The following is a 21254-nucleotide window of genomic DNA, read 5'->3' as shown; positions in this document are numbered from 1 at the left end:
ATCCCCTTAACGGATAAAGTAAGTATGTGTTTAGAATAAAGATAGTAATACATTTACACAAAATATTTTACATTCCCTATAATTAGGTGCTTTTTGCGTAGTTATGTGCGGGTTCCTGAGTTTTAGGTGACACTTTGCTTTATTTATGCGCGTTTCGCTGGTGTTTAGGTGATACCTCTAGAAACTAGTTAGAGTAATTCAACCTTATGGGCGGATATCTCGCATTTATGGGACACCTTCACTTACTTTATGAGCGCTTTCCTCTTACTTATAGGACACTTCCCTCAACTCTATGGGCGCTTTTCAACTTTATGGCGGATACCTAGCCTTTATGGGACACCTTCACTTACTTTATGGGCACTTTCCTCTTACTTATGGGACACTTCCCTCAACCCTATGGGCGCTTTTCAACTTTACGGGCGGATACCTGTGATTTATGGGACATTTCTACATACTTTATGGGCGCTTTCTACTCACTTATGGGACATTTCCCTCAACTCTATGGGCACTTTTTAACTTTATGGGCGCAAACCTGTGATTTATGGGACACCTTCCCTTACTTTATGGGCACTTTCCTCTTACTTATGGGACACTTCCCTCAACCCTATGGGCGCTTTTCAACTTTATGGGCGGATACCTGTGATTTATGGGACACTTCTACATACTTTATGGGCGCTTTCCACTCAGTTATGGGGCACTTCCCTCAACTCTATGGGCTCTTTTCAACTTTACGGGCGGATACCTGTGATTTATGGGACATTTCTACATACTTTATGGGCGCTTTCTACTCACTTATGGGACATTTCCCTCAACTCTATGGGCACTTTTTAACTTTATGGGCGCAAACCTGTGATTTATGGGACACCTTCCCTTACTTTATGGGCACTTTCCTCTTACTTATGGGACACTTCCCTCAACCCTATGGGCGCTTTCCTCTTACTTATGGGACACTTCCCTCAACTCTATGGGCGCTTTTCAACTTTATGGGCGGATATCTCGCATTTATGGGACACCTTCGCTTTCTTTATGGGCACTTTCCTCTTACTTATGGGACACTTCCCTCAACCCTATGGGCACTTTTCAACTTTACGGGCGGATACCTGAGATTTATGGGACACCTTCACTTACTTTATGGGCGCTTTCCTCTTACTTATGGGACACTTCCCTCCACTCTATGGGCAATATCTCATTCCAACAAAAAAACAGCTACTTATAAAAGTAGCTGCTTGTCTCACGATTTTATTTTTTTTCCGCTAACCATGCAGCAACTGCTTCTGCATCTGCGCCTTCAATGATTTTACCTGGCATTGTGCCTCTACCATTTAAAATAACATTTAAGATCTCATCTTCTGATAAGCGAGAACCTACATCAGCAAGAGCTGGGAAATTACCTTGTCCTTCTAAATTTCCGCCGTGACAGCTAATACATTTAGAATTTACAATTTTTTCAGCATCTACAGACGCGGTTTCAGTTGAATCAGTTGTACCAGTGTCAGTTGTGCCAGTATCTTTTGCTTCGTCGTCTCCACCGCCACAAGCAGCAAGCATAAGACCTGCTCCAAAGATAACAGCTAATAATTTTTTATTCATTTAGTTAACCTCCCTCAACATTATGAATGCACTCATATTATACCAAATTTAGTACCTTTTGAAACCTTCTCCTAATACCTCATAGGCATCAGAAACTATTACAAATGCAGTGGGGTCAATGGTTTGAACCACTTGTTTCATCTTTGTGAACTCAGTCTGATACGCCACCACCATAAGGATAGATTTCTCTTCATTGGTATATCCACCATATGCAGGCAGTTTAGTTACCCCTCGATCAATCTCCTTATAGATAGCATCTCTAATTTCGTCCTGTTTATTCGTAATGATATAAATCATTTTTGATTGGCTAAATCCTAGCTGCACAATATCGATTGTTTTAGTAGTTACAAATAAACCTATTAAAGCGTATAAAGCTTGTTCAATATCAAATACTACAGCAGCACTCAACACAATTAGGCCATCGATTAGTAATACACTTCGCCCCAATGAAAAGCCAGTATATTTGGTTATGATTTGAGCTGCTAAGTCTGTCCCGCCTGTTGACGCGCCGCCTCTAAAAACAATTCCTAAACCTAGGCCAACCGTAATACCACCAAATAATGCACCTAACAAAGGATTATATGTCCAAGGCTCCCAGCTTGCAGTTAGCAAAACTACTGCAGGTAAAACTAAGGTTCCTACAAAAGATTTAATCCCAAATTTTGCACCAAGAAATATTAAGCCTGCGATAAACAAAGGTATGTTAAAAGCATATTGAACAAACCCAGGCTCCCAACCAAAAACTCCTTTTAAGATGGTACTTATCCCACTTACTCCACCTGATGCAACCTGGTTTGGCAATAAAAACACATTAAAACCAAGTGCTATGATGGCAGCACCAATGATTACGTAAAAGTAATCTCTAGCATTCGCCATCCAAGGAGAAATTTCTTTATGAACTCTATTATTTGTCGTAGTAGTCATTACTATTCCTCTTTCATGTAAATTCTTTTATTCAACCTGAAATAGTATAACAACAGAAAAGAATTTTGTGAACTTTAGCAAGATGGTGTATTAACAGGCTACTTGCACAAAACAAGAAAAGCGCAAGCGCCTATATCTGCCCCGACAGGCAAATGGGGAAAAGCGAGGAGGCAGCTCTTCAGCCACCACAGCTTTTATCCATTTGACCCCGAGGGGCAAGGCGGTGGAGCTAGACATCAATTTATCCACAGGTTCAGAACTTTATAATTTCCTAAACAATAAAAAGCGTATCTAAATTAAATTAGATACACTTTTAGCTTCATCCATTACTTACTAATAGATTGTGCTTCCTTATAGGTTTCGTCGATATAATCCGAAATGGCCAGCTGATCCTCTGTGATATTGACTAAAGTTGCATTGATTTCCTCGACAGTAGCTGTGCTTTCTTCAATGATTGCAGCAAACTCTGTTGTACTTACATTGATGGATTCGCTGTTTTCAGCAATTGTTTCAATCTCTTTTAAATAGCTTGTTAATGATAACTGAAGCGTCTTCATCGTTTCAAACAGACCTTTGAAGGACTCATTGGATTGTTCCGCTGTTTCGGCTTGTGAGTGAGTTTGTGCTAACCCTAATTTCAGCTTTTGAAGAGCAGCCTCGTTAAATTTATTGACATTATTAAGATTGTCATCTATTTTCTCTACTGTTTGGTTGGTCACGCCTGCGAGTTTTCGAATCTCTTCAGCAACTACAGAAAATCCTTTGCCATGCTCGCCGGCTCTTGCGGCTTCAATAGAGGCATTCAGTGCCAATAGATTTGTTTGCTCTGTAATTTGTCGAATATCTTTAGCAAATTGATTGGTTTCATTAATTTTTTCGAACAAGTTTTGAAATGTTTCATTCAACTCTTCAAAAAAGATTGTAAATTGGGTGATGTCTTTTGTCATTTCTTCCATCACTTTTGAGCCATCTGAAGCATCTTTTCCAGCAGTTTCTGCCTTTTGAACGATTAACTCTAAGTTGTTCGCCATTTCTTTTACTGAGCTGCTAGTTGCTTCCGTATTTCTTACTATATCAGACACATGATCTGCCTGACGTTGAGCACCGACACTCACTTCTCCTACTGCATATAGCATCTCCTGCTGTGCAATGTTAGCGGATTGTGTACTTGTACGAATCTGTTCTAAATTGTTTGAAATGACTTGCACTGCATTTTGTAATTTGTCATTCAAGAGATTGTCTTCTTGAGCTTTAATGGCAGCTTCTTCTGTTAACTGCTGCATCTTCCCAAACAAAGATTTACTTTGAGTAACTTGTAGGTAGACGCCTAACGCCATTATAAATTGTATAAAGAATACATTAATTGTCTGTCCAGCAAATAAATTTGGTTCATCCATTGCAACATTTATATACAAGGCGATAGCAGATAAAATATAGCCATATATAAAAACAAAACGGTCAGTATGTATACTACTTAATACGAGTACAAAAAACGATAAAATAATTGTGGCTATGCTAATAATATTAAAGTAAGCAGTACTAACTGCAACGATTGTGGCAGCTAAAATAATAATATAAGGAAATAATTTGGCTATTTTCATAGATTTTTTTGCTAAAAAGTAAAAAATGAGAGAAACACCAAAAGGTATGCCTATTGAAATAATAATTTCAGATTTTGCTTGAATAATGATTTGTACTAGTAACCCCAACCCACTAGCTAATGCAAATGCTAAATAAAGAATATTATTTTTTCTTAATAAATCCTTCTGCTTTAAATCATCAATGTTCATACTTATTCCCCAATTCAATTAATATAATAAAAAATCCCCACTATTTGATTATAGCATGGGATTTTTTACCGTCTATTAATTTATTTTGGAACGTAAGTAGGCATGAATAAATGGGTCAATTTCCCCATCCACTACTGCATGGACATTTCCACTTTCCTCATTGGTACGGTGATCCTTAACCATAGAGTAAGGGTGGAATACGTAGGAACGAATTTGACTTCCCCATCCGATTTCTTTTTGTTCTCCACGAATTTCAGCAAGCTGAGCTTCCTGTTCTTCGATTTTTAATTGGTAAAGCTTTGATTTTAACAGCTTCATCGCATGCTCACGGTTTTTGATCTGTGAACGCTCAGATTGACATGTTACGACTGAATTAGTTGGTAAGTGAGTGATACGGACAGCGGAGTCAGTCGTATTGATATGCTGACCACCTGCCCCAGTTGCGCGATACGTATCAATTTTCAAATCCTCTGTACGGATTTCAATTTCAATCTCATCCGTAAACTCAGGCATAACCTCACAAGACACAAAGGAGGTATGTCGTCGACCAGACGAATCAAAAGGTGAGATACGAACTAAACGATGTACACCCTTTTCTGCTTTTAAATATCCATAGGCGTTATGACCTTTGATCAGTAGCGTTACAGATTTAATACCTGCTTCGTCTCCTGGCAAGTAATCGATTGTTTCTACTTTAAAGCCACGTTTGTCTGCCCAGCGCTGATACATACGTAAAAGAATTGAACCCCAGTCCTGAGACTCGGTTCCCCCAGCACCTGGATGTAATTCTAAAATAGCATTGTGCTTGTCATATTCCTCACTTAAAAGAAGTTGAAGCTCAAACTCTCCCAGTGCAGCTGTAAACTCTTTCAGTTCACTGCCAAGCTCCTCTTGCAATTCCTCATCCGGAACTTCTTTCAATAACTCTAACGTCATTTCTAAGTTTTCTTGTGTAGACATCAGGTTGTTGTATTGCTCCACTATGCCTTTTAAAGCGTTTAACTCATTGATGACCTTTTGAGCTCCTTGGGAATCATCCCAAAAGTCAGGAAAAGTCATTAATTCCTCTAGCTCTTGTATACGAACCTCTTTGTTTTCTAAGTCAAAGAGACCCCCTAAAGTCATTTAACTTGCCCGCCGTACGGTCTAATTCATTTCTTACAACTGAAATTTCTATCATTTTTTATTTCCTCCGAATATCTCTATTATCTAATTGCTCCGTGGCAATTTTTAAACTTTTCTCCACTACCACATGGGCATGGTTCGTTACGTCCCACTGTTGCTTGTTTGCGAACAGGTTTTTTCTTTACAGGACCGCCTTCTTCTTTTGGATTTACAGCTTGCCCTTTTGCTACCTCTTCACGCTCTAGGTTGTTACGAATTTCTGCTTTCATCGCATATTTAGCAACATCTTCTTGAACTGACTCAACCATTGCCTCGAACATTGCAAAGCCTTCACTTTGATATTCACGAAGCGGATCTGTTTGACCATATGCACGTAAGTGAATCCCTTGGCGAAGCTGATCCATCGCATCAATATGATCGATCCATTTTGAGTCAATTGAACGAAGCAGTACAACTTTTTCAAATTCGCGCATACGTTCAGCTGTCATTTCTTCTTCTTTTGCATCATAGAAGGAGATTACTTCTTCTTTAATCTTCTCAATAACTTCTTCTTGAGAAAGATTTTCTAAAGTTTCTTGCGTAATAACACCCTCTGGAAGCATATTCGCTTGAATATAATCCTCTATCGCTTTGTAATTCCACTCTGCTTTATTTTCCGCGTTAGTGTGCGTAGTTACAAGACGTTCAATAACAGCGAAAATCATGGTTTCCACTAAGTCACGCATGTTTTCTGTTTCCAGAACTTCATTACGCTCTTTGTAGATGATTTCACGTTGCTGACGTAATACATCGTCATATTGCAACAATCGCTTACGAGAGTCAAAGTTGTTACCCTCTACTCGTTTTTGGGCAGATTCTACCGCACGTGACACCATTTTAGATTGGATTGGTTGTGAATCATCCATACCCATCTTAGACATCATATTACGCATATTATCTGAACCAAATCGACGCATTAGTTCATCTTCCATAGAAAGATAGAATTGTGTTACCCCTGGATCTCCTTGACGTCCTGAACGACCACGTAGCTGATTATCAATACGTCTAGATTCATGACGCTCTGTACCAATAACAGCTAACCCGCCAACTTCTAGTACCCCATCTCCAAGTTTGATATCTGTACCACGTCCAGCCATGTTAGTGGCAATCGTTACAGAACCAAGATGTCCAGCTGTTGCAATTATTTCTGCCTCATGCTCATGGTTTTTTGCATTTAATACATTATGCTTAATGCCATGCTTTGTTAACAGCTTGGAAATGATTTCAGAAGTTTCAATTGCAACCGTACCAATCAGTACTGGCTGACCTTTTTTATTTCGTTCAGCAATATCTGCAGCAACCGCTTCAAATTTCCCATTCATAGATGCATAGATTAAATCGGCACGATCATCTCTAGCAATTGGCTTATTCGTTGGTATCGCTATAACATTCATATTATAGATGTTACGGAATTCCTCTTCCTCCGTTTTAGCTGTACCAGTCATCCCTGACAGCTTGTCATACATACGGAAAAAGTTTTGGAATGTAATAGTAGCCATGGTCATGGATTCATTTTGAACCTCTAACCCTTCTTTTGCTTCAATAGCTTGGTGCAAGCCATCACTATAGCGACGACCTTTCATCAAACGTCCAGTGAAGGAGTCAACGATTACTACGTCCCCATCTTGCACCACATAATCTACATCTAGATGCATAGAAACATGCGCCTTTAAGGATTGATTAATCGCATGGTTTAAGCGAACATGGGTTAAATCAAACAAGTTATCTATACGGAACGCCTTTTCAACTTTTTCCACACCTACATCAGTCAAAGTAACACCTTTTGTTGATTCTTCGTACGTGTAATCTTCTTCCTTCGTTAACGTACGAACAAAAGCATTGGCTTGCATATATAAAGCTGCAGCTTTGTTAGCCTGTCCTGAGATAATTAAAGGAGTTCTTGCTTCATCGATCAAGATTGAATCGACCTCATCAATTACAGCATAATTAAGCGGACGTTGTACTTTTTCTTCTTTATAAAGCACCATGTTGTCACGAAGATAATCGAAGCCAAGCTCATTATTAGTTGAATAAGTCACATCAGCAGCGTAAGCTTCACGTTTTTCATCCTTAGAAAGAGAATTTAAATTCAATCCTACCGTTAAACCTAAGAAATTATATAATTTACCCATCTCTTCTGCATCACGACTAGAAAGATATTCATTGACAGTTACTACGTGTACACCTTGTCCACTTAACGCATTTAAATAAACAGACATCGTGGAGGTAAGTGTTTTACCTTCCCCGGTTTTCATCTCTGCAATATTACCCTCGTTTAATGCAGCAGCACCCATAATTTGTACTCGGAAAGGATACAGTCCAAGTACTCGTCTAGCGCCTTCTCGCGCAACAGCAAATGCTTCTGGTAGAAGCTGGTCTAATTTCTCTCCACCTGCAAGTCTTTCACGGAATTCAACTGTTTTTGCACTTAATGCTTCATCAGAAAGAGCTTCCATCTCACCTGCTAATGCTTCTACTTTATCTGCGATTTTTTCTAATCGTTTTAACTCGCGTTTATTTAAATCGAATACTTTATTCAGAACGTTAAGCATATTATATTCACTTCCCATTTAGTCTTACTCTCCATTTTACCATTCGTTACATACTCACGCAAATGAGTAACACAAGAAAAGCGTAACCGCCTATGTCTGCCCCGACAGGCAAATGGGGAAAAGCGAGGAGGCAGCTACTCAGCCACCGGATTCCCTAAACAATAACAAAAACTCTTCTCCAGGTAAGAGAAGAGTTTTGTCACTTTTTGTCGTTAAAAAGTATTTATTTACGATTATACAACTAGCTTCCAGGTTGTATTAGTTTGTTTCGATTAAACCGTATTTCCCATCTCTACGCTTATACACAATATGAGTACCCATTGAGTCTGCGTCAGTAAAGATGAAGAAGTTGTGACCAAGCATGTTCATTTGTAAAACTGCTTCTTCTTGGTCCATTGGTTTTAAATCAAATTGTTTAGTACGGACGATATTGTATTCGTCTTCTTCTAAACTTGAAACTGGCGCATCAGGCGGATCGATTGCAGCAAAGTAAGCTCCAACCCCTTCACGCTCACGGCTTTTACGGTTTACTTTTGTTTTATATTTACGAATTTGACGTTCTAATTTATCTACTATTAAATCAATAGCGGCGTACATATCAGTATGACGTTCTTCCGCTCTTAAAGTTAAATTCTTCATCGGGATTGTCACTTCGACCTTAGTTTGTTTGTCATTGTATACCTTTAGGTTGACATTTGCAGTCGCTTGAATTTCCTCGTTAAAGTATCGACCAACTTTTTCGATCTTGCCTTCAACGTAATCACGAATTGCAGGAGTCACCTCAAGGTTTTCTCCACGAATGTTAAAGTTTAGCATGTAAACTCCTCCTTTAATTTAACTCTATATAATATTTCTACAATCCCTATTTAATATCCTTCTTTTTAAGAAATAAAATAATTATTTTTTGTCGAATCTTGTCACATCTTTGGGTTTGTTTTCCACTTCTTTTCGCCGGCGAGCTTTCAGTTCATTAACAATTCTTTGCTCCGTGTCATGATCTCCAACTAATCGTACTCCGTATTCGAAGAAACCATGCACACTCTTCTTACACCAAACAAGCTCACCTATCATATCCAGCGAAGTCTCATCAATAATAAAACTTATCTCGATTCGCTTTATTAGCTCGATAGCAATGGATAGCTCTGTGACCATTCGCAAGCCATTTGGGCTTATATCTACGATTTGACAGTTCCCCTTATTAGAGAATTCAGCAGGCTGGTCACCTCCCGAGTCTTTTATTAGACGAAAAGTTGCTTCAGTAGGTTCACCAAATGTGTAACGAAAATATTCATTTCTCTTATATTGCATAACATGTCCTCCCACAGGAACCAATAATAACCTTCTATTTTTCTTCATTATGCCTAATAAAGAATTTATTTACAAGAAGTTATTCAACTGCCAGAGGTATATGAAAATAATGTTTCTACTACTTTTATACCCTATTTATGGATTTTAAACACTTTGATATTTCATAATATAATTCCGCTTTTATTGGAGTTTTAGTTGGTAATCATAAGTAAGTGAACCTTTAATGTGGGTATAATTTCCATAATCCTATAAAAATTATAAGGCTTAGAAAAGGAAAACCACTGATATATTAAATGCAAACCATCCTAGTATGATTAAAACTATTATTATATGAAACTATAAAAAAATACCTTATCGACTAATCCGATAAGGTACCTTGTTATATGTTTATTTATTTGCAGTCATCGTTACATCTGCTACTCGTTTAGCTCCGACAAAACGTTTGCCCCAATAGTATGGATCGCTTAGCTTATCTACCTTTACACCTTTTGAGCTTGAAGAGTGAATAAATTTCCCGTCTCCAATGTAAATGCCAACATGCGATACGCCTTTACCAGATGTATTAAAGAAAACTAAATCCCCTGATGAAAGATCGTCCTTTTCTACTTTTGATCCTTTTGCATACATACCTGCGGATGATCTTGGAAGATTAACTCCTAAATCATCAAATACGTAGCCTACAAACCCTGAACAATCAAATCCAGCAGTAGTAGTGCCGCCTCCGCGATATTTAATGCCTATTAAGTTTTTAGCAGTAGATACTAATTCAGATGAATCTATTGAGCTAGAAGCTTCAGTATTAGCTGCATATGGAATTGTGACTAAAAGCATAGATAAAATAATTATACCAATGACTTTTTGCGATATAGACTTCAAGTTCATGTAGTTCCTCCGACGTCATAAATTTTCTGAAAACTTAACTATATTCATCTTATCACTCTTTAAACCTTTTTTATTTTACAGTTATGTAACATTTTCATTACAAAAGACGTCTAATGTAATCAAGGAAATTTCCTGTTAAATTTGGGACAACCCTTGATACATAAGGTTTTCAACAAAAAACCATCGACAATTGTCGATGGTTTCTACGCTAAATATAGATGTAAAATCTGTGAAATCTTCTCTTAATCTGTTTTTAGGACAAAACGAATAATTTTATCTATCTCTGCATACTAAAAAAATAGGTAGTTATAAAGTATTGAAAATAAAATATTTAACAAATTAAAAACAGCGTATAAATCGCTCTTTGGAGGGCTGCTGTTAAATCAAATATTGACGATCATATCGAAGATAATCATTTACACTGACAAATCTGAATATTAAATGTAATATATTCTTATAAATAAGAAAAGAAAGGGTTGAGTGCTTAAATGGACTTAGGACTCCAAAATAAACATGTTATAGTAACAGCATCAAGTAAGGGCTTAGGAAAAGCAACTGCTTTACAGTTTGCACAAGAAGGAGCAAAGGTGCTTATCTCTAGTCGCAATGAAGAAGAATTAAAGGTAACCATGGAGGACATTAAACAACATAGCTCCAATCCAGATATCTTCTACACCGTTTGTGACGTTACGAAGGAAGAGGATATTGCTCAATTATTTAAAGAAGCAGAAACTAAGCTTGGTGGAGTAGACATTTTAGTCAATAATGCTGGTGGCCCATCTCCAGGAGGATTCGGACAAGTAACCGATCAAGACTGGAAGGAAGCATTTGAAAAAAATCTGCTTAGCTATATACGTACCATTCGACAAGCTATTCCATTCATGCAAACACAAAAATTCGGCAGAATAGTAAACATTTCTTCGTCTTCTACTAAAGAAGTATTAGATGGTCTAATTTTGTCGAATACCTTCCGATTGGGTATGGTTGGTTTGTCGAAAAGTATTGCAAGAGAATATGGCAAGGATAATATTTTGATTAATACCGTTGGACCAGGGCGCATTCAAACAGATCGTGTAACAGAGCTAGATGAAATTGCAGCTAAAAAGCGTGATATAACCGTAGAAGATATGCGAGAAGGGTTTAAACAAATCATTCCAATGGGCAGATATGGAGAGCCTGCTGAATTTGCCAAGGTCATTACCTTTTTATGCTCTGAGGCAAATACTTATATGACAGGTCAAAGCCTAGTAATTGATGGTGGAATGTTGAAGGCATTATAGAATGAGGAAGAAGACTGGATGTTGTTCCAGTCTTTTTATATTGCATTTGGGACATAAAGAAAAATGCCCCCAACTACTAATTGGAGGCATTTTCTTTATTTTACTACCATTTTAATTTTGTTTTCTGATGGATCTTTCGTATAAAAAATTTCGTTTTCTTCAAGAACAGAAATGTTTTGTTCACGCAAATTTTTTACCGCTGTCTCTCTTGCTTCTATAGAAGGATAAATAATATTAAATGCCTCTAATCCAGTCATGCTTTCTGATGCTGGTTGTGCACCTGCTCCCGCCCAAGTATTCAAGCCGATATGGTGATGGTACTTTCCAGTAGACATAAATAAAGCGCCAGGATAAGGAGTAACTACTTCAAACCCCAATAACTCATAAAATTCTTTTGCATCTTCTATATCTACTACCTGTAAATGTATATGACCCATTACAGTTCCTTCGGGTAATCCATTCCATTCCGTGTTGGCACCTGCTGCTAGAATAGCTGGTGCATCGATTCCTAAAGTGTCCATAGCAACAGCACCTTTTTCCCATTTCCACTCTGTTTCTGGTCGATCACTATAAATCTCAATCCCATTTCCATCTGGATCATTTAAATACAGTGCTTCACTAACAAGGTGATCCCCCGCTCCAATACGAATACCATTTTCAGCAAAGAATCTTAAAACAGCTCCTAAATCCTCACGTCTTGGTAATAGTAGTGCGAAATGATAAAGCCCTGTTGTTTTAGGCTCTTTTGGCACTACGTTTTCTGGTTGTTCAATGGATAAAAGAGCAGTTTTCCCGTCAGCAGTTAGCCAAATTTTGCTTGCTTGTCTATCTAATACTTTAAAGCCGATTACTTCCTCGTAAAATTTAAGTGATTGCTCTAGGTTTGTTACCTTTAACTCTACAAGCTCGACATATGTAGAAGGTTTTTGGTGAAATTTCATAATTTATTTGCTCCTCTTTTTTAAGTTACTTTTCGTAAGTAATTATATTTTAATTACCTACTAAAGTCAACTTCTCTTTCGTGAAATAAATCACCTTTCCCGTCTTGGCTGTGAAGGTTTATGAGAAAGCTTACGTTTTGAACTCACTTTTCCTAAATTATGTAGTCATTTAGCGTAGCTCTTCCTGGAGAATAGTCTTTAAAAGCTATAAATTTCTGTAAGCGGTGATAAACTCTTCGTGAACGGTGATATTTTTCTCCGAACGGTGATAAAACCCCAGTAAGCGGTGATAAATCAAAAATGAAAGTTGGATCTCCCTCTTTTTACTAGCCATGCATTTCATTTATACTTCTTAAACAATTCTGGTCGATACCTTCTCCAACTTACCGGTCATAAATACCTGTGGACGGTCATATTTTTCTCCGAACGGTTATAAATCCTCCGTGAACGGTGATAAATCTCTCCGAACGGTAATAAAACCCCAGTAAGCGTTGATAAATAAAAATGTTGCCATGATCTTACTCTTTTTTATTATGCACATAGCCCACCTACATTATAAGAGCCACTAATCTCTTTAGATTAGCGGCTCTCTATTTATACTAGGGCAAACTTTTTTTCTTCGTATGCTTTGATTTGGTCTTCGTATTGGAAAGTTAGCGAGATTTCATCCCAACCGTTTAAAAGCATCTTCTTTTGGTAAGGGTCGATTGGGAATGAATACGAGACACCATCCTCACCCACTATTGTTTGCTCCTCTAAATTTACTTCTATTGAATAATTTTCTTTACTTAAGATGGCTTCTACTTCCTCTACAGTTAATTTAATAGGAAGAATGCCGTTTTTCATGCAGTTGTTGTAGAAAATATCTGCAAAGCTTGGTGCGATGACGACACGGAAGCCGTAGTCCAGGATCGCCCATGGGGCATGCTCACGTGAGGAGCCGCAGCCAAAGTTTTCATGAGCTACTAGAATAGTGGATTCCTTATAACGCTCGTCATTTAGGATAAAATCTGGACGTTCGTTTCCTTCTGCATCGAAGCGCCAATGGTAGAAAAGATATTTTCCGAATCCTGTGCGCTCGATTCTTTTAAGAAACTCTTTGGAAATAATTTGGTCTGTGTCAACGTTTTTTCTATTTAAAGGTGTAACGATACTATTGATTTCATTGATGGGCTCCATGTTTTTTCCTCCTTAAGCAGGCACTAGTTGAAATTTCCGAACGTCTACAATATGTCCCTCGATAGCTGCAGCAGCTGCCATAGCAGGACTCATGAGATGAGTTCGCGCTCCTGCTCCTTGTCGGCCTTCAAAGTTACGATTAGATGTGGATGCACAATGCTCTCCAGCGGGAACAATGTCATCATTCATCGCTAGACACATACTGCAGCCAGATTCACGCCATTCGAAGCCTGCTGCCTTGAAGATTTGGTCAATGCCTTCCTCTTCTGCCTGCTTCTTCACCGTTTGAGAGCCTGGTACTACAATAGCTGTGACGTTTGGATGAACCGTGCGCCCCTCTATTATTTTAGCTGCGTTGCGCAAGTCGCTTAAGCGAGCGTTCGTACAAGAACCGATAAAGACATTACTAATTTGAATGTCCGTCAATGGCATACCTTCCTGCAGTCCCATGTACGTAAGTGCTTTTTCATGTGCCTGCTGATCGGAAGCCTCTTGGAAATCTGTTTTATACGGAATGCTTTGGGACACTCCAGAGCCCATCGAAGGGTTTGTTCCCCAAGTGACAAACGGCTCGATTTCATCTGCATTGATTTCCACTGTTTTGTCGTAAGTAGCTTCTGGATCAGACGCCAAGGCTAGCCAGCGTGAAGCTTCCTGTTCAAATGCTTCACCTGTTGGGACGTATTCTCTGCCTCGTAAAAACTCGACTGTTGTCTCGTCTGGGCTAATCAAACCTGCTCTCGCTCCTGCTTCAATCGACATATTACAGATGGTCATGCGCTCCTCCATCGTAAGCTTCCGAATAGCTTCTCCGGTATATTCCACAATGTAGCCAGTTCCCATATCAATTCCGAACTTAGCGATGATCGCTAGGATAATATCCTTCGCTGTTACTCCTATACCGAGCTCACCATTCACTTTAATTTGCATCGTTTTTGGTTTAGCCTGCCAAAGAGTTTGAGTGGATAAAACATGCTCTACCTCACTTGTACCGATACCAAACGCGATGGCACCAAAGGCACCGTGTGTGGAGGTATGACTATCTCCACACACGATTGTTTTACCGGGCTGCGTTAAACCTAGCTCTGGTCCGATAATGTGAACAATGCCTTGGTCCGGATGTCCGATATTTGCTAATGGAACTCCGAACTCATCACAGTTTTGCTGTAATGTGTTAATTTGTTTACGGGCAATTTCATCTTTAATTTCTTTTTGATTTCTCGTTGGCACATTATGATCCATCGTTGCGAAGCAAAGGTCTGGGCGGCGTACTTTACGATTATTTAAGCGTAAGCCCTCAAACGCCTGGGGAGACGTTACCTCGTGAAGCAAATGAAGGTCGATATAGAGAAGGTCTGGTTTCCCCTCTTCCTCGTATACAATATGTTCATCCCAAATTTTCTCGATAATCGTTTTTGCCATGTAGTCCCTCTCCTTTTATACGTATGAATACATAATGCTTTCTGAAACAAATTCTGAATCTAATTCATCTAACACCTTGTCAGTCCATTCACTTGTGGATAAAACTCGCTTCCCGTTCGTCTGCAAGTCTCCTGTAAAGTAACCATCGTTTAGTACATTAAATACCGCTTCTTCGATGGCTGCAGCCTCTGTTTCCATTTGGAAAGCCTCGCGAATCATCATGGCAGCAGATAGAATGCATGCAGCAGGGTTCGCTTTATTTTGACCTGCAATGTCTGGCGCAGAGCCATGGACCGGTTCATAAAGTCCGAAGCCGTCACCCCGGGTACTAGCAGATGGTAGCATTCCTAGTGAGCCCGTGATCACAGACGCTTCATCGCTTAAAATATCTCCAAACATGTTTTCCGTTACAATGACATCAAAAGCACCTGGCTTAGTGATTAGCTTCATCGCTGTTGAATCGACTAGCATATGCTCTACTTCTACGTCCGGATAGCCTTGTTTTTTCTCTTCTACTATTTCTCTCCACAGCTTGCTGGAATCCAGTACATTTGCTTTGTCTACAGAGGCTAGCTTACCTCTTCGGCTCCGGGCAAGCTGGAATGCCGTGTCTACAATTCGCTCGATCTCAGAGCGAGTATAGACTAGAGTGTCCAATGCGTAATCATTTGTTTTCTTGCGAGGCTCTGCAAAATACAAGCCGCCTGTCAGCTCTCGAACTATTACCATGTCAACATTTTCTGCGATTTCCTTTTTAAGTGGAGAAGATTCTAGTAGAGCTGGAATAGCCTTCACTGGACGAATATTCGCATAAAGTCCGAAGTGCTTGCGAATTGCCAATAAACCTTTTTCAGGGCGTAAATGAGATGGGTTTTGATCCCATTTAGGTCCACCTACCGCACCTAATAGGATGGCATCACTATCACTGCACAAGCTGATCGTTTCTTCTGGCAGTGGATTTTGACAAGCATCAATTGCTGCTCCGCCGATTAACGCAAATTGCAGATTAAATGTATGATTATATCGCTTTGCAATTGTTTGAAGCACCTTTACCGCTGCCTCCGTTACTTCAGGACCGATTCCATCACCAGGTAATACCGTTATTGTTTTTTCCATCCCATTCACTCCCATTGTTTTATTTATTGAATAACTGCTACACGCTCTTTAAAATGTGCATTCATTAGTTGTCGATTGACTGCATTGATATACGCTCTTGCAGATGCCTTTAGTACATCCTGCGATGCATTTCTTCCGGAAGAGGTTGCTCCGTTATACGATAGATTGATCACTGCCTCACCTAGAGCATCTCGACCTTTTGAAACTGAGGAAACCCGATAATCCAAAATTCTTACCTCTCCATTTACTAGCTTTTCTAATGTGTTAAAGATCGCCTCTACCGCACCAGAACCGTTACCTTTGGCGGTAGTACTCTCACCAGTTGGCATCTTCACTGTGATGGATGCAGTCGGTACATTGTTTTCGTAGTTAATGACTAGTTCCTCTAATTCATAAACCTCAACTTCTCCACTACTTACTTGCTGATCTGTCAATAAAACAAATAGATCCTCATCGGATATTTCCTTTTTACGATCCGCAAGCTTCTTAAATGCTGTAAAGGCTGCATTTAGCTTTTCATCGCTTAACTGGAAGCCCATTTGCACTGCACGACTAAAGAATGCGTGACGACCGGAATGCTTACCAAGCACTAGCTCGGTTGCTACATCTCCAATTAGCTCTGGGGTAATGATTTCATACGTTTCAGGGTTTTTAAGCATCCCATCCTGATGAATGCCGGATTCATGTGCAAAGGCATTTTTTCCGACGACTGCTTTGTTCGGCTGAATGACGACTCCTGTAAGCTTACTTACTAGCTGACTCGTACGCTTAGTTTCCTTTAGAACGATGCCGGATTCCGCTTGGTAATAATCGCTTCGAATATGCAACGCGACCGCAACTTCCTCTAGTGCTGCGTTTCCTGCACGTTCACCGATTCCATTGATCGTGCCCTCAACCTGTGTCGCTCCATTTTCAATGGCTGCAAGTGTGTTCGAAACAGCAAGACCTAGATCATCATGACAATGTGCAGAAAGCTTAACCTTCTCAATACCAGTAACATTCTCGGACAAATATCTAAACAAAGCACCATATTCAATCGGTGTTGCATAGCCCACTGTATCTGGGATATTGATCGTTGTAGCTCCGGCTTTAATGACTTCATTGATAATACGAACTAGAAAATCCTTGTCAGATCGTGTTGCATCCTCCGCAGACCATTGCACTAATGGAAAGTATTTACGTGCTAGCTTCACCGATTCTACTGCGATTTCTATAACCTGCTCCGGTGTTTTGTTGAGCTTGTATTGCATATGGATTGGCGATGTAGCGATAAATGTATGAAGGTGAGGCTGAACCCCTCCTCTTAATGCCTCCCAGGACGTTTCGATATCGCTTTTAATCGAACGAGCGAGACCAGTTACGACTGAATTTTTAACGGTGTTCGCTATTTGCTGAACTGCGTTGAAATCACCAGGTGACGAAGCAGGAAAGCCTGCCTCGATAATAGAAACTCCGAACTTCTCAAGCTGACGAGCGATCTCTAGCTTTTCCTGGGTGTTTAAGTTAATCCCAGCGGACTGCTCCCCATCTCTTAGTGTCGTGTCGAAAATATCAATTTTGGCCACTCGTCACCACTTCCTTCTTCGCTTTTTTTCCTTCATTGATAAATGGCATCATTTCTCGCAGCTGTGCACCTACCGTTTCGATTGGATGCTCTGCCTCTGCTTGTTTGATAGCATTGTATTTCGGACGTCCTGTTTCGTTCTCCTGAATCCATTCCTTCGCGAACTTACCGTTTTGGATGTCTGTTAATACATCCCTCATGCGGTCTTTAACTGACGAATCAATGATGCGTGGACCGGAAACGAAATCTCCCCACTCCGCTGTGTCTGAAATGGAAGAACGCATCGTCGCCATTCCTCCCTCGTACATCAGGTCAACGATCAGCTTTAACTCATGTAACGTTTCAAAGTATGCAAGCTCTGGCTGATAGCCTGCTTCTACTAATGTTTCGAAGCCTGCTTTTACGATCGCTGTTGTACTACCGCAAAGCACTGCTTGCTCTCCGAATAGATCGGTTTCTGTTTCTTCCTTGAACGTTGTTTCTAATACTCCAGCACGAGCAGCTCCAATGCCTTTTGCATAAGCCAAAGCTAAATCCTTTGCTTGCCCAGTTGCATCTTGATATACCGCAAATAAGCCAGGTACGCCTGCTCCAGATTCAAATGTACGGCGAACTAAATGCCCTGGTCCCTTTGGAGCTACTAAAAATACATCCACGTCTGATGGAGGAACGATTTGGTCGAAGTGAATATTAAAGCCGTGGGCGAATACTAACGCCTTGCCCGCTGTTAAAGCCGCTTCGATTTCTGCCTCATATACAGCTTTTTGTCGTTCATCAGGCAATAAAATCATGATTACGTCTGCTTTTTCTGCAGCCTCTTGCACCGAGTAAACGTCTTGCCCATCTTCTTTTGCCTGGTCAAATGATTTTCCAGCACGAATTCCTACAATCACGTTAAAGCCTGAATCCATTAAGTTTTGGGCATGTGCATGACCCTGTGATCCATACCCGATGATTGCAATTGTCTTTTCCTTTAAAGATCCTTCATTAATATCCCCGTTATAATACATTTTCGCCATTTTCATTTCCTCCTCAGATTGTTTGTTTTGTTATTGCAATATAGAAAGATAAGGTGCATTTGCGGCCTTTTGCGTTTCTCTTACAAAGGCAGTAACACCAGTTCTTGTTAATTCTTTAATGCCATAAGGCTTGACGAGCTCGATAAACGCATCTATTTTTTCTGGGTTTCCAGTGACCTGGAATGTAACAACATTTTTTCCTGTATCAATCGTTGAAGCTCGGAAAGGCTCTACTAAACTATTGATCTCCGCTCTTACAGAAGGTGGAGACACTACTTTTACTAATGCGAGCTCCCTAACTACTATTGATTTTTCTGTAATATCATTTACCTTCAGCACGTCTACTTGTTTTTGGAGCTGCTTTAACAGCTGTTCAAGCTTCTGTTCATCCTCTACGTTAACGACAAAGGTCATTTTAGAAATTTGAGGCTGCTCGGTGTGACCTACTGTGATGCTCTCAATATTGAATTGACGCTTCATCAGGAGACCAGTCACGCGATTAAGCACTCCACTTTGATTGATGACCGTGACCGTAATGATTCGTTTCATTCTGGCTTCACCCCGATCATTTCGTGTAATGCTGTGCCCGGGACAACCATTGGAAGGACACTTTCCTTTTGGACTACTCGGCAATCGATCAACACTGGCTCATCCGACTCAAGTGCTTCTTTTAATTGCACCTTTGCCTCTTCATATGTCTCGATTCTATATCCCTTAATATCGTAGGCAGCTGCGAGCTTGATAAAATCTGGCTGTACCGGGATTAAGGAGTGAGAATAACGTTCTCCGTGAAAAGTCTCCTGCCACTGTCGAACCATACCGAGTGCCTGATTGTTTAAAATAATGACCTTTACCGGTATACGCATTTCTTGGAGTAACGAGAGCTCCTGAAGTGTCATCTGGAATCCAGCATCTCCAACGATGGATACCACCTTCGCATCCGGCTTAGCTATTTGAGCTCCAATTGCTGCTGGGAAGCCAAATCCCATTGTCCCTAGACCACCTGAGGTCACCCAATTGTGCGGCTTTTGGAACTTGTAATACTGCGCTGTCCACATTTGATGCTGCCCGACATCAGTTGTCACAACTGCCTCTCCATTTGTGTATTCCTGCACTAGTTCTAAAACCTGCTGAGGAAGCAGCCCCCTATCTCCACTTGCATCATAGTGTAATGGGTATTGCTCTTGATTGACCTTTAAGCTCTCTAGCCAAGCGGCTGTGTTGCCATTTGGTGCATTTTGATGGAGTAGGGCCTCTAATGCCTCTTTCGCGTCCGCTACAATCGGTATTTCGGTTGGTACGTTTTTACCGATTTCCGCTGGATCTATATCGATATGAATTACTTTCGCGTTTGGAGCAAAGTAATTTAAATTCCCTGTTAAACGGTCATCGAATCTTGCTCCTATATTAATGAGTAGGTCGCATGTTTGGATGGCCATATTCGCTGTGTATGTCCCGTGCATACCGGCCATTCCTAGAAACAAAGGATGTGTTCCCTCGATACTACCTAGCCCTAGTAGCGTATTTGTAATCGGTATTTGGTATTTTTCCGCTAGCTCCTTTAGTTGTTCTGAGGCGTTTGCAAACAGCACTCCTGCTCCCGCTAATATTAATGGTTGCTTTGCGGTAGAGATTGCCTGCGCAGCCTTCTGAATTTGCAGGAAGTTCGGCGTAGTAGTTGGCTGGTAGCCTGGTAAATTAACTGCTTCCGTTTCCCCTTCCCTTGGGGTGAAAATACCTGTTGCTATATTTTTAGGTATATCGACGACTACTGGTCCTGGACGACCTGTGGAAGCAATGTGAAATGCTTCGTTCATAATTCTTGGGAAATCTGCTACATCCTTTACTTGGTAATTGTGCTTCGTAATTGGCTGTGTGATTCCAATGATGTCTGCCTCCTGGAAGGCATCTGTTCCGATAACGGTTGTGGCAACCTGCCCAGTAAATACGACTAATGGAATCGAGTCCATCATTGCATCTGCAATCCCTGTCACCACGTTTGTAGCACCAGGGCCAGAGGTTGCAATCACCACTCCGACTTTCCCAGACACTCGTGCATATCCTTCTGCTGCATGTATTGCTCCTTGCTCATGACGGGCAAGAATATGCTTAATCGGGTTTTTATGAAGTGCATCATAAATTGGTAAGACGGCACCACCTGGATATCCAAATACTACTTCCACCTGGTGCTTTTTTAGCGTCTCGATAAACACGTCTGCACCATTCTTTTCCGGGACAGCTATACTGGTCGCCGGCTCCTCTAACAATTGCTCCGCTTCTACAGTTAACTTCATCATCATTCCTCCTCTTCCTCAAATCGTCCAGTTTTTATCTAATAAAAAAGAAAAGAATTTCCTCCCACACAAAGAAACCATCGTTCTTTTGTATAGGGATGAAATTCTTTTCATGGTACCACCCTAATTCGTAGCGCAACCGCTACCTCGCAGACAAACGACATAGCATCGAACGTCCATTTTTAACGAGAGTAGCTTATTACTACACCCGGAAGTATCTAAAAGGGAT

Annotated in this window: 17 protein-coding genes; 1 reads left to right on the top strand and 16 read right to left on the bottom strand. The window is 40.3% G+C overall.

Annotated elements, in window-relative coordinates:
* Positions 1-1239 precede the first annotated feature (1239 nt).
* From cccB to HF876_RS04380, 8 genes are all read right to left on the bottom strand, one after another.
* Positions 1240-1590: a cytochrome c551 gene (cccB, locus tag HF876_RS04415; protein ID WP_169358847.1), complete on the bottom strand. Its 351-nt coding sequence runs from the start codon at positions 1588-1590 to the stop codon at positions 1240-1242.
* A gap of 48 nt (positions 1591-1638) precedes the next feature.
* Positions 1639-2466, bottom strand: coding sequence for a YitT family protein (locus HF876_RS04410; RefSeq protein ID WP_169358856.1), 828 nt, complete (start codon positions 2464-2466; stop codon positions 1639-1641).
* Positions 2467-2840: 374 nt separating this feature from the next.
* The gene (locus HF876_RS04405; RefSeq protein ID WP_169358846.1) at positions 2841-4304 is read right to left on the bottom strand and encodes a methyl-accepting chemotaxis protein; all 1464 of its coding nucleotides are present in this window, start codon (positions 4302-4304) and stop codon (positions 2841-2843) included.
* Between the two features lie 75 nt (positions 4305-4379).
* Positions 4380-5481, bottom strand: a protein-coding gene (gene prfB, locus HF876_RS04400) for a peptide chain release factor 2 (protein ID WP_169358855.1) whose coding sequence is annotated in 2 segments (ribosomal slippage) — positions 4380-5408 and positions 5410-5481 — 1101 coding nt in all. Because the reading frame shifts where the segments join, the coding sequence is not laid out codon by codon here.
* 28 nt (positions 5482-5509) lie between these two features.
* Positions 5510-8020: a preprotein translocase subunit SecA gene (gene secA / locus HF876_RS04395; protein ID WP_169358854.1), complete on the bottom strand. Its 2511-nt coding sequence runs from the start codon at positions 8018-8020 to the stop codon at positions 5510-5512.
* 258 nt (positions 8021-8278) lie between these two features.
* Positions 8279-8836: a ribosome hibernation-promoting factor, HPF/YfiA family gene (gene hpf, locus HF876_RS04390; protein ID WP_169358845.1), complete on the bottom strand. Its 558-nt coding sequence runs from the start codon at positions 8834-8836 to the stop codon at positions 8279-8281.
* An 81-nt stretch (positions 8837-8917) separates the two neighbouring features.
* On the bottom strand, positions 8918-9328 hold the full coding sequence (locus HF876_RS04385) for a PilZ domain-containing protein (RefSeq protein WP_169358844.1): 411 nt from the start codon (positions 9326-9328) through the stop codon (positions 8918-8920).
* A gap of 387 nt (positions 9329-9715) precedes the next feature.
* The gene (locus HF876_RS04380) at positions 9716-10210 is read right to left on the bottom strand and encodes a C40 family peptidase (RefSeq protein WP_169358843.1); all 495 of its coding nucleotides are present in this window, start codon (positions 10208-10210) and stop codon (positions 9716-9718) included.
* A gap of 488 nt (positions 10211-10698) precedes the next feature.
* Between HF876_RS04380 and HF876_RS04375 the strand changes: the two genes are divergently transcribed.
* Positions 10699-11490: an SDR family oxidoreductase gene (locus HF876_RS04375; RefSeq protein WP_169358842.1), complete on the top strand. Its 792-nt coding sequence runs from the start codon at positions 10699-10701 to the stop codon at positions 11488-11490.
* A gap of 95 nt (positions 11491-11585) precedes the next feature.
* On the opposite strand, the gene HF876_RS04370 is transcribed toward HF876_RS04375, so the two are convergent.
* From HF876_RS04370 to ilvB, 8 genes are all read right to left on the bottom strand, one after another.
* Positions 11586-12431 (bottom strand): VOC family protein, encoded by an 846-nt coding sequence (locus HF876_RS04370; RefSeq protein WP_169358841.1) that lies wholly within the window; start codon positions 12429-12431, stop codon positions 11586-11588.
* Positions 12432-13025: 594 nt separating this feature from the next.
* Entirely contained in the window at positions 13026-13610 is a 585-nt protein-coding gene (gene leuD / locus HF876_RS04365; protein WP_169358840.1) for a 3-isopropylmalate dehydratase small subunit, read from the bottom strand.
* A 12-nt stretch (positions 13611-13622) separates the two neighbouring features.
* A complete protein-coding gene (leuC, locus tag HF876_RS04360) occupies positions 13623-15032 on the bottom strand; it encodes a 3-isopropylmalate dehydratase large subunit (RefSeq protein ID WP_169358839.1) in 1410 nt (469 codons plus the stop codon).
* A 15-nt stretch (positions 15033-15047) separates the two neighbouring features.
* Positions 15048-16148: a 3-isopropylmalate dehydrogenase gene (gene leuB / locus HF876_RS04355; protein ID WP_169358838.1), complete on the bottom strand. Its 1101-nt coding sequence runs from the start codon at positions 16146-16148 to the stop codon at positions 15048-15050.
* Between the two features lie 23 nt (positions 16149-16171).
* Positions 16172-17713 (bottom strand): 2-isopropylmalate synthase, encoded by a 1542-nt coding sequence (locus tag HF876_RS04350; RefSeq protein ID WP_169358837.1) that lies wholly within the window; start codon positions 17711-17713, stop codon positions 16172-16174.
* Complete coding sequence (ilvC, locus tag HF876_RS04345; RefSeq protein ID WP_481900277.1) at positions 17700-18737, bottom strand: ketol-acid reductoisomerase; 1038 nt, start codon at positions 18735-18737, stop codon at positions 17700-17702. The genes HF876_RS04350 and ilvC overlap by 14 nt, the downstream gene beginning before the upstream one ends.
* 24 nt (positions 18738-18761) lie before the next feature.
* The gene (ilvN, locus tag HF876_RS04340) at positions 18762-19280 is read right to left on the bottom strand and encodes an acetolactate synthase small subunit (RefSeq protein WP_169358835.1); all 519 of its coding nucleotides are present in this window, start codon (positions 19278-19280) and stop codon (positions 18762-18764) included.
* Positions 19277-21025 (bottom strand): biosynthetic-type acetolactate synthase large subunit, encoded by a 1749-nt coding sequence (ilvB, locus tag HF876_RS04335; RefSeq protein WP_481900276.1) that lies wholly within the window; start codon positions 21023-21025, stop codon positions 19277-19279. Before ilvB ends, ilvN begins: the two co-directional genes overlap by 4 nt.
* Between the last annotated feature and the right edge of the window lie 229 nt (positions 21026-21254).

The sequence above is a fragment of the Psychrobacillus sp. BL-248-WT-3 genome (genome assembly GCF_012843435.1).
Lineage (GTDB): Bacteria > Bacillota > Bacilli > Bacillales_A > Planococcaceae > Psychrobacillus.
This window is presented reverse-complemented; position numbering and strand designations above follow the sequence as displayed.

What these genes read in the sequence shown, in the direction of transcription:
- cccB (WP_169358847.1), bottom strand. Translation starts at nt 1,590, where the DNA reads ATGAATAAAAAATTATTAGCTGTTATCTTTGGAGCAGGTCTTATGCTT.
- HF876_RS04410 (WP_169358856.1), bottom strand. Translation starts at nt 2,466, where the DNA reads ATGGCGAATGCTAGAGATTACTTTTACGTAATCATTGGTGCTGCCATC.
- HF876_RS04405 (WP_169358846.1), bottom strand. Translation starts at nt 4,304, where the DNA reads ATGAACATTGATGATTTAAAGCAGAAGGATTTATTAAGAAAAAATAAT.
- secA (WP_169358854.1), bottom strand. Translation starts at nt 8,020, where the DNA reads ATGCTTAACGTTCTGAATAAAGTATTCGATTTAAATAAACGCGAGTTA.
- hpf (WP_169358845.1), bottom strand. Translation starts at nt 8,836, where the DNA reads ATGCTAAACTTTAACATTCGTGGAGAAAACCTTGAGGTGACTCCTGCA.
- HF876_RS04385 (WP_169358844.1), bottom strand. Translation starts at nt 9,328, where the DNA reads ATGCAATATAAGAGAAATGAATATTTTCGTTACACATTTGGTGAACCT.
- HF876_RS04380 (WP_169358843.1), bottom strand. Translation starts at nt 10,210, where the DNA reads ATGAACTTGAAGTCTATATCGCAAAAAGTCATTGGTATAATTATTTTA.
- HF876_RS04375 (WP_169358842.1), top strand. Translation starts at nt 10,699, where the DNA reads ATGGACTTAGGACTCCAAAATAAACATGTTATAGTAACAGCATCAAGT.
- HF876_RS04370 (WP_169358841.1), bottom strand. Translation starts at nt 12,431, where the DNA reads ATGAAATTTCACCAAAAACCTTCTACATATGTCGAGCTTGTAGAGTTA.
- leuD (WP_169358840.1), bottom strand. Translation starts at nt 13,610, where the DNA reads ATGGAGCCCATCAATGAAATCAATAGTATCGTTACACCTTTAAATAGA.
- leuC (WP_169358839.1), bottom strand. Translation starts at nt 15,032, where the DNA reads ATGGCAAAAACGATTATCGAGAAAATTTGGGATGAACATATTGTATAC.
- leuB (WP_169358838.1), bottom strand. Translation starts at nt 16,148, where the DNA reads ATGGAAAAAACAATAACGGTATTACCTGGTGATGGAATCGGTCCTGAA.
- ilvC (WP_481900277.1), bottom strand. Translation starts at nt 18,737, where the DNA reads ATGAAAATGGCGAAAATGTATTATAACGGGGATATTAATGAAGGATCT.
- ilvN (WP_169358835.1), bottom strand. Translation starts at nt 19,280, where the DNA reads ATGAAACGAATCATTACGGTCACGGTCATCAATCAAAGTGGAGTGCTT.
- ilvB (WP_481900276.1), bottom strand. Translation starts at nt 21,025, where the DNA reads ATGAAGTTAACTGTAGAAGCGGAGCAATTGTTAGAGGAGCCGGCGACC.